This is a genomic window from Tepidimonas sp., assembly GCF_046292505.1.
Lineage (GTDB): Bacteria > Pseudomonadota > Gammaproteobacteria > Burkholderiales > Burkholderiaceae_C > Tepidimonas.
Genome location: NZ_JBKBQX010000042.1, coordinates 1 through 7,767, shown reverse-complemented (window position 1 = coordinate 7,767; position 7,767 = coordinate 1). Strand labels below are relative to the sequence as shown.

At 66.9% G+C, this 7,767-nt stretch carries 9 protein-coding genes; all 9 read right to left on the bottom strand.

Going from position 1 to position 7,767, the window contains the following annotated elements; genetic code table 11:
* Positions 1–329, bottom strand: a 329-nt coding sequence (locus ACK4TH_RS11010; RefSeq protein WP_409626371.1) for an exonuclease domain-containing protein, incomplete at its 3' end; no start/stop codon positions are given.
* Between the two features lie 11 nt (positions 330–340).
* Positions 341–679 (bottom strand): ISC system 2Fe-2S type ferredoxin, encoded by a 339-nt coding sequence (fdx, locus tag ACK4TH_RS11005; RefSeq protein WP_409626368.1) that lies wholly within the window; start codon positions 677–679, stop codon positions 341–343.
* A complete protein-coding gene (gene hscA, locus ACK4TH_RS11000; RefSeq protein ID WP_409626365.1) occupies positions 680–2,575 on the bottom strand; it encodes a Fe-S protein assembly chaperone HscA in 1,896 nt (631 codons plus the stop codon).
* Positions 2,576–2,593: 18 nt separating this feature from the next.
* Positions 2,594–3,118 (bottom strand): Fe-S protein assembly co-chaperone HscB, encoded by a 525-nt coding sequence (gene hscB, locus ACK4TH_RS10995; protein ID WP_409626362.1) that lies wholly within the window; start codon positions 3,116–3,118, stop codon positions 2,594–2,596.
* Positions 3,111–3,434 (bottom strand): iron-sulfur cluster assembly protein IscA, encoded by a 324-nt coding sequence (gene iscA / locus ACK4TH_RS10990; RefSeq protein ID WP_334153553.1) that lies wholly within the window; start codon positions 3,432–3,434, stop codon positions 3,111–3,113. Before iscA ends, hscB begins: the two co-directional genes overlap by 8 nt.
* A gap of 39 nt (positions 3,435–3,473) precedes the next feature.
* Complete coding sequence (gene iscU / locus ACK4TH_RS10985; protein WP_409626357.1) at positions 3,474–3,866, bottom strand: Fe-S cluster assembly scaffold IscU; 393 nt, start codon at positions 3,864–3,866, stop codon at positions 3,474–3,476.
* Between the two features lie 31 nt (positions 3,867–3,897).
* Entirely contained in the window at positions 3,898–5,118 is a 1,221-nt protein-coding gene (locus ACK4TH_RS10980) for an IscS subfamily cysteine desulfurase (protein ID WP_409626354.1), read from the bottom strand.
* 32 nt (positions 5,119–5,150) lie between these two features.
* Positions 5,151–5,684, bottom strand: a complete 534-nt coding sequence (gene iscR, locus ACK4TH_RS10975; RefSeq protein WP_334153550.1) for a Fe-S cluster assembly transcriptional regulator IscR — start codon at positions 5,682–5,684, stop codon at positions 5,151–5,153.
* A gap of 102 nt (positions 5,685–5,786) precedes the next feature.
* Positions 5,787–7,658: a sensor histidine kinase gene (locus ACK4TH_RS10970; protein ID WP_409626350.1), complete on the bottom strand. Its 1,872-nt coding sequence runs from the start codon at positions 7,656–7,658 to the stop codon at positions 5,787–5,789.
* Between the last annotated feature and the right edge of the window lie 109 nt (positions 7,659–7,767).

Below are 7,767 nucleotides of genomic sequence, written 5' to 3'. Positions count from 1 at the left end.
GTCGGGCCCAGCCCTAGCCGCCCAAACTCCGCATCCAAAAAACCCAGATCGAAGGGCGCGTTGTGGATGATCAGCTCGGCCCCTTGCAGGTAGTCGAGCAGCTCGGGGGCGATCTCGGCAAACCGCGGCTTGTCCGCCAGAAAGTCCAGCGTGATGCCGTGCACGCGCAGGGCGTCTTCGTGGATGTCGCGTTCGGGGTTCAGGTAGAAATGCCGGTTGTTGCCGGTGAGCTGGCGGTTGACCAGTTCCACACAGCCGATTTCGATGATGCGGTCGCCGTCCTGAGGGGACAGGCCCGTGGTTTCGGTGTCGAGGACGATCTGGCGCATGGGCCGCAGCGTCAATGCCGTTCGCGGGCGTGGTTGATGGAGTAGCGCGGAATCTCGACCGTGACGTCGCGCGTGCCCAGCCGTGCCTGGCAACTGAGCCGCGAATGCGGCTCCAGGCCCCAGGCCTTGTCGAGCATGTCCTCCTCCTCCTCTGTCGCTTCGTTGAGCGACTCGAAGCCCTGGCGCACGACGACATGGCAGGTGGTGCAAGCGCAGCTCATTTCGCAGGCGTGCTCGATCTCGATGTCGTTGTCGAGCAGCGCCTCGCACAGGCTGGTCCCGGTGGGGGCATGCAGGGTGGCACCCTGCGGGCAGTACTCGGGGTGGGGCAAAACGGTGATCGTGGGCATTCAGAGATTCTCCACGTGCCGGCCCGCCAGGGCCTGCGCGATGCTGCGGTTCATGCGGCGGGCGGCAAAGTCCTCGGTGCCTTTGGCCAGGGCATCGGTCGCGGCGTCGATGGCCGCGGCATCCGACGTGGCACGCGCGGATTCGACGGCCGCCATCAGGGCCTGCACCGCCGTGCGTTCGTCATCGTTGAGCAGGTCGCCGTCGGCGGCCAAGGCACTGCGGGTGGCCTCCAGCATCCGGTCGGCCTCGACGCGCGCCTCGATCAGCGCGCGGGTCTGCATGTCCTGCTCGGCCGTGGCAAAACCGTCCTGCAGCATGCGGGCGATCTGCTCGTCCGTCAGGCCATAGGACGGTTTGACGTCGATGTGGGCCTCGACACCCGTGCTTTGCTCACGGGCGCTGACGGTCAGCAGGCCGTCGGCGTCCACTGTGAAGGTGACGCGGATACGCGCAGCTCCAGCCGCCATGGGTGGGATGCCGCGCAGCTCGAAGCGCGCGAGGCTGCGGCAATCCTGCACCAGATCGCGTTCGCCCTGCACGACGTGCAGCGCCAGCGCCGTCTGTCCGTCCCGGTAGGTGGTGAAGTCCTGCGCGCGGGCGGTGGGGATGGCGGTGTTGCGCGGCACGATGCGCTCGACCAGCCCGCCCATCGTTTCGATCCCCAGCGACAGCGGAATGACGTCGAGCAGCAGCAACTCACCGTTGGCGTCGTTGCCGGCCAGCTGGTTGGCTTGGATGGCCGCGCCGATGGCGACCACTTCGTCGGGGTTGAGGTTGATCAGTGGCTCGCGGCCGAACGCCTGGGCGACGGCCCGCCGGATCACCGGCATGCGCGTCGAGCCGCCCACCAGGACGATGCCCTGCACCTCGTCGGTGGCGACGCGCGCATCGCGCAGCACCCGGCGCACGGCTGCCAGGGTACGGTCGGTCAGCGGGCGGGTCACGACCTCGAACTCCGCCGGCGACAGCGACACCGGCACGGTCCCGGCGGTGGTGGGCACTTGCAGCGTCACCGCTTGGTCGTCGGCGCAGTCGCTCAGGGCCTCTTTGGCCCGGCGGGCCTCGGCCAGCAATGCGGCCCGTTGGGATGCGGACAGCGCCGCCACCTGGGCCCCGGCAGCCACACGGTCCAGCGCCCAATCGGCCACGGCACGGTCGTAGTCATCGCCCCCCAGGGCGGAATCGCCGCCCGTGGCCACGACCTCGAACACGCCGCGCGTCAGGCGCAGCAGGGAGACGTCGAAAGTGCCGCCGCCCAGGTCATACACAAGGTAGAGCCCCTCGGCGCCGTTGTCCAGCCCGTAGGCGATGGCCGCCGCCGTCGGCTCGTTGAGCAAGCGCAAAACGTTGATGCCTGCCAGACGCGCGGCATCCTTGGTGGCCTGCCGCTGGGCATCGTCGAAATAGGCCGGCACGGTGATCACCGCGCCATACAGGTCGGCATCAAAAGTGTCCTCGGCCCGCTGGCGCAGGGTGGCGAGGATTTCGGCGCTGACCTCGACCGGGGTCTTGTCCCCCGCCACGGTGCGCACCACGACCCCACCCGGACCCTCGGCCACCTGATACGGCAGCCGTGCGGCCACCCCCTGTGCCTGAATGTCCGTCAGCGAGCGCCCCATGAGCCGCTTCACCGAGCTGATGGTGTTGGCGGGGTCTTCCACCTGGGCGGCCAGCGCCTCGTGGCCGATCTGCCGCGACGGGCGGCTGCCCTCGGGCAAATAGCGCACCACGCTGGGCAGGATCACTCGCCCCTGCGCATCGGGCAGGCATTCGGCCACGCCGTGGCGCACGGCCGCCACCAGCGAGTGGGTGGTGCCCAGGTCGATGCCGACGGCAATACGCCGCTGGTGCGGATCGGGCGACGCGCCCGGCTCGGAAATCTGGAGTAACGCCATGGATTCGGAAAAGGTTGTTCAGCCATCGAGGCGTGCGTGCAAGGCGTCGGCAAACCGCTCGATGAACATCAGCGCGCGCACCTGGGCCACCGCCGCTTGGGCGTCGGCGCGGACATCGATCGCATCGGCCAGGGCACCCAGCCGTTGGCGCCGCTCGGTCTCGACGGCTTGCAACAGCGCCTCGACGTCCTCGGGCGTGCGGGCCTCATCCAGGGCTTCGCGCCACTGCATCTGCTGTACCAGAAAGTCCGCCGGCATGGCGGTGTTGGACTCGGCCTCGATCGGTACGCCCTGCAACTCGCACCAGTAGGCGGCGCGCCGCAGCGGATCGCGCAGGCGCTGGTAGGCCTCGTTGATCCGCACCGACCACTGCATGGCGATGCGCTGCGCCGCGGCCCCTTGGTGGGCAAAGCGGTCCGGGTGCGCCAGCCGCTGCAATTGTTTCCAACGCGCATCCAGCGCGGCGGGGTCGAGGTGAAACCGCCTCGGGACGCCGAACAGCGCGAAATCGTCGTCCTGCAGCGACGCAGCGTCCTCAGACACGGAACGACTCGCCACAGCCACAACGATCCCGCTCGTTCGGATTGTTGAATTTGAAGCCCTCGTTGAGCCCCTCGCGCACGAAGTCCAGTTCGGTGCCGTCGATGTAGGGCAGGCTCTTGGGATCGACCAGCACCTTGACGCCGTGCGCCTCGAACACCACATCCTCCGGCGCCACGTCGTCGGCGTACTCCAGCTTGTACGCCAGCCCGGAGCAACCGGTGGTTTTGACGCCCAGACGCACGCCGACCCCTTTGCCCCGGCGGGCCAGGTACTTGGTGACGTGCCGTGCAGCGGCTTCGGTGATGGTGACGGCCATGGGGAGCTCGAACGAACTGGGGGCTGAGGGGCGGTCGGCTCAGGCCGTCGCCGTGTGCTTCTTCTTGTAGTCCTCGACGGCCGCCTTGATGGCGTCCTCGGCGAGGATCGAACAGTGTATCTTGACCGGCGGCAGCGCCAGCTCCTCCGCGATCTGGCTGTTCTTGATCTGCGCCGCCTCGTCCAGCGTCTTGCCCTTGACCCATTCGGTCACCAGCGAACTGGAGGCGATGGCCGAGCCGCAGCCGTAGGTTTTGAAGCGGGCGTCCTCGATGACACCGGTCGCGGGATTGACCTTGATCTGCAGCTTCATGACGTCGCCGCAGGCCGGCGCGCCGACCATACCGGTGCCGACGTTGTCGTCGCCCTTGTCGAAGCTGCCGACGTTGCGCGGGTTTTCGTAGTGGTCGATGACCTTGTCGCTGTATGCCATGGTGCGTACTCCTGGTGTGTGGGGCGTGGCGTCAGTGCGCGGCCCACTGAATGCTGTTGAGGTCGATGCCGTCTTTGTACATTTCCCACAGCGGGGAGAGTTCGCGCAGTTTTTCGACGTTGGCCTTGATGGCGGCGATGGCGTAGTCCACCTGCTCCTCGGTGGTCCAGCGGCCGATCGTCATGCGCAGGCTGCTGTGGGCCAGCTCGTCGCTGCGGCCGAGAGCGCGCAACACATAGCTGGGCTCCAGACTGGCGGAGGTACAGGCCGACCCGCTGGAGACCGCCACGCCCTTGATGCCCATGATGAGCGACTCGCCCTCGACGAAGTTGAAGCTCATGTTCAGGTTGTGCGGCACACGCCGCGTGGGGTGACCGTTGATGAAGGACTGCTCGATTTGGCTCAGCCCGGCGAGCAGTCGGTCGTGCAGGCGCTGGATGCGCGGCAGCTCGGTGGCCATTTCGGCTTTGGCGATGGCAAAGGCCTCGCCCATGCCGACGCACTGGTGGGTGGCGAGCGTGCCGGAGCGCAGGCCGCGCTCGTGACCACCGCCGTGCATCTGGGCTTCCAGCCGCACGCGGGGCTTGCGCCGCACATACAGCGCACCAATGCCTTTGGGGCCGTAGGTCTTGTGCGAGGCCAGGCTCATCAGATCCACCGGCAGCGTGGCCAGGTCGATGGGCAGTTTGCCGGTGGCCTGCGCCGCATCGACGTGGAAGACGACGCCCTTCTCGCGGCAGATGCGGCCAATCGCATCAATGTCTTGGATGACGCCGATTTCGTTGTTGACGAACATGACGCTGGCCAGAATCGTGTCCGGGCGGATGGCATCACGGAAGGCATCCAGATTCAGCAGACCGTCCTGGTCCACGTCCAGATAGGTGACCTCGAAACCCTCGCGCTCCAGGTGGCGACAGGTGTCCAGTACGGCCTTGTGCTCGGTCTTGACCGTGATGATGTGCCGGCCTTTGCCCTGGTAGAAGTGGGCTGCCCCCTTCAGGGCGAGGTTGTTGGACTCCGTCGCGCCGCTGGTCCAGACAATCTCGCGCGGATCCGCGCCGATCAGATCGGCGACTTGCTCGCGGGCGGTTTCCACCGCCTTCTCCGCCTCCCAACCCCAGGCGTGGCTGCGCGAGGCCGGGTTGCCGAAATGCTCGTACAGCCAAGGCACCATCTTGTCGACCACGCGCGGATCGACGGGCGTGGTGGCGCTGTAGTCCATGTAGACGGGGAAGTGGGGGGTGCTGCTCATCGAGGACTCCTGGGGTGGCGGGTGGGGTGGCGTCACTTGGCCGCAGCGGCCGCGAGCGCGAACACCGAATTGGGGGCGTTGACGCGGATGGGTTGCACCACCGGCGTCGGCGAAATGGCGCGTTTGATGGACGGCGGCGGCTCGACCGCTACGCCCTTGGCCAACTGGTCGTCCACCAGTTTTTGCAGCGTCACGGAGCGCAGAAACTCCACCATCCGCTCATTGAGCTCGGTCCACAGGTCATGGGTCATGCAGCGCTGTCCGTCGCCGTGGCAGTTTTCCTTGCCGCCGCACTGGGTGGCATCGATGGGCTCGTCCACGGACAAAATGATGTCCGCCACAGTGATGTCGGACGCGCGCCGGCCGAGGGTGTACCCACCGCCCGGGCCGCGCGTGGACTCGACCAACTGATGCCGGCGCAAGCGGCCAAACAACTGCTCCAGGTACGACAGCGAAATGTGCTGGCGCTGGCTGATGGCCGCCAGGGTGACGGGACCGCTGGCTTGGCGCAGCGCCAGATCGATCATCGCCGTGACGGCGAAACGGCCTTTGGTGGTCAGGCGCATGACAGACTCCTGGTGGACCCCGACGAGGCAGGGGATGCTTTTATTCCCGACTGTTTCGGTCGAGTATACCAAAAGTCGAACGTTTTTGTCGGGTATGCGGCCTCAAGCGCCGTGACGCCACCAATCGCTGTCCGATTCCGGCGTCGGGCCATGGCGGGGGAACGCCAGCTCGACCCCCGTCCCGGGATGTGCGTCGTAGAAGCGCACCTCGGCGCCGATTTTGGCCGCCCGCGTCAGCACGTTGCGCAGCCCACGCCCTTGCGCCTGACGGGCCTGCGGCGGTGGCATGCCGACCCCGTCGTCCTCGACCGACAGAACGATGTGCTCATCGCGCTGCCAGGTACTGACCGTGATGCGCTGAGCCCCGGCATGCTTGACGACGTTGGCAAAAATCTCCTGCAAACAACGGAACAGGTGCATGACGCCGCGCGAGTCCAGCGCCTCGACCGGTGGGACGTCCTGCACCTCCCAGCGCAGTTCGATCCCCGCGGCCTCGAGGGCCGGCCCGAGCCGACGGCGCAATGTGCCGAGGATGGCGGGCAAGTCCCCTTCCATGGGCTCGAACGAGTCGAGCGTCAGCCGCAGCTCGTCCAGTGCCTGGGCGAGCATGGCCTCGACCGAAGCCCGATCCAGCGAGGCCCCGGCGCTGCGAACCATGTTGAGGGTCTGCACCAACTGACTGCCCAGACCGTCGTGCATGTCGCGCATCAGGCGGCGGCGCTCCTCCTCCGCCACGCGCTGCCGCTCGGCGGCCTGCAGGCGCTGGAAGGCGGTGCGCAGCTCAGCCTCGCGCTGGGCCACGGTCTCCGCCAACGTGTCGTTGAGGCGGTGCACCGTCCGCGCCCACGCGGTGGCCCGATCCACCAGCACCCAGCCCATGGTCAGCATGAGGGCCGAGCCGCCGATCGTCGTCCATCGAAGGTCGGCATCACCCGGAAAGTTGAGCTGCACCACCAAAAAATCGCGCACGGCCGTGATCAGGGTGAACGCCGCCACGACGACGACCAACCGATGCTCGTCAGAAAATTGACGGCGTCGCAGGTTGTCCACGACGGCCCAGGTCAGGCTGACGCCCGCCAAGGTCGCCATGGTGCCCGCCCACACACGGTACAGCGAATAGTCCTGTGCCAACAAAATTCCAAGCATCCAGAACGGCGCGACGACGACCAATGCCCAGGCCGCGAGACGCACCCAACGCAGTCGATGGCCAAACAGCTCTTCCACTGTCAGAATGAAAAAGCCTGCGTAGACACTGAAGGACACGCGATGAATCAAAAAGTAGGTGTCGTACGGTAGTGGCAAGTCCGGCACGACCGACAAGACCATCCGGACAGCGTGGGCCAGCGACGCAATGCCGCCCAGCAAAAACAGCCGCTCGCGCAGAGCGCGCCACATGACGAGGGCCAAAATACCCACCAGCAGCGACACTATTGCCATCATCCAAGTGCCGGTCACCTGCCAAAAGTACAGGGTCTGGTAGCGCGGAATCAACAGATCCGCGTTGCCGATGTGCACGGGCCACAGCCCACTGCGCTCGAGCACCTGGGCTTGAACTTGAATCGTCAGTTCGTTGTCGATCCCCCGCTCGGCCAGCAGACGCTGCGGCAGCAACACCAAGTGCGGAAACCAGGTTGCATTGACTGTGCGGCTCGCAGGTTCTTCCCACCCAAAGCGGTAGATCTCCTCGCCGTTGAGGAGCACCCGCATGCCCATCCCCGCTCGGGGAATCAACAGCGCCAATCGCCGCAGCGATGGCGTCGGCTCACCCAGCGCCTGGGGCCATGGCACAACGTAGTCGACGCGACCCCACCACGCCGGCCCTTCGTCGTCCAGCACGTGGGGGAGCGACACGGCACGCGCCGGTGTCTGGGGATCGAGCGGCAGGGATGCGGTGGCGCGGTGCACATCGAACACCCCCGGCATGGGCGTGGGCAGCGAGACGCGATACAGGGCCGCCAGGAGCACCAGCAGCACACCACCCACCCAGAGCCAGACGCGCTTGCTGCGTCGTCGGCGCCGCGCTGTGCGGTCAGGTCGGGCAGCGCGTCGATGACACCGGGCCACGCTGCCAGCGCTTGCCCGG